We start from the raw sequence: 567 nt of genomic DNA, 5'->3' as shown, positions 1-567 counted from the left end.
GTCTAGGAGGGCGGCCAGGACCGCGGCCACGTCCTGCCGGGTGACCTCCGCCCGGCCCGTGGACTCGGCGAGGGTGACCAGGTCGGTGCCGGGGTCGTCGGTGAGGCGGCCGGGGCGCAGGATGGTCCAGTCGAGCGCGGAGCGGGCGCGTACGTCGGCGTCGGCCGCGCCCTTGGCGCGTAGGTACGCCGCGAAGACCGGGTCGGTGTCCGCGCTCGGCTCCCGGTCGGCGCCCATCGCGGAGACCACGATGAAGCGGCGTACGCCGGCGCGCTCGGCCGCGTCCGCGAAAAGGACCGCTGCCGCGTGGTCCACCGTCTGCTTGCGGCCCACGCCGCTGCCAGGGCCGGCTCCCGCCGCGAAGACCGCCGCGTCCGCGCCCTCCAGATGCTGGGCCACCTCGGCGAGCGAGGCGTGTTCCAGATCGCACACGACGGGCTCCGCGCCCGCCGCCAGCAGGTCGCCCGCCTGCTCCGGCCTGCGGATGATCCCCGCGACCTCGTCCCCGCGCCCGGCGAGCAACCGCACAAGCCGGAGCGCGATCTGACCATGTCCACCAGCGATGAC

1 protein-coding gene is annotated in these 567 nt (G+C 75.8%); it reads right to left on the bottom strand.

Annotation, left to right across the window (positions count from 1 at the left end):
* Positions 1 to 567: NAD(P)-binding oxidoreductase (locus KUM32_RS37540; RefSeq protein ID WP_254406679.1), on the bottom strand; the 567-nt coding region annotated here is incomplete at both ends.

The sequence above is a fragment of the Streptomyces sp. AC627_RSS907 genome (genome assembly GCF_019049165.1).
Note: the sequence above shows the minus strand (reverse complement) of the source record. Positions and strands in the feature narration are given on the sequence as shown.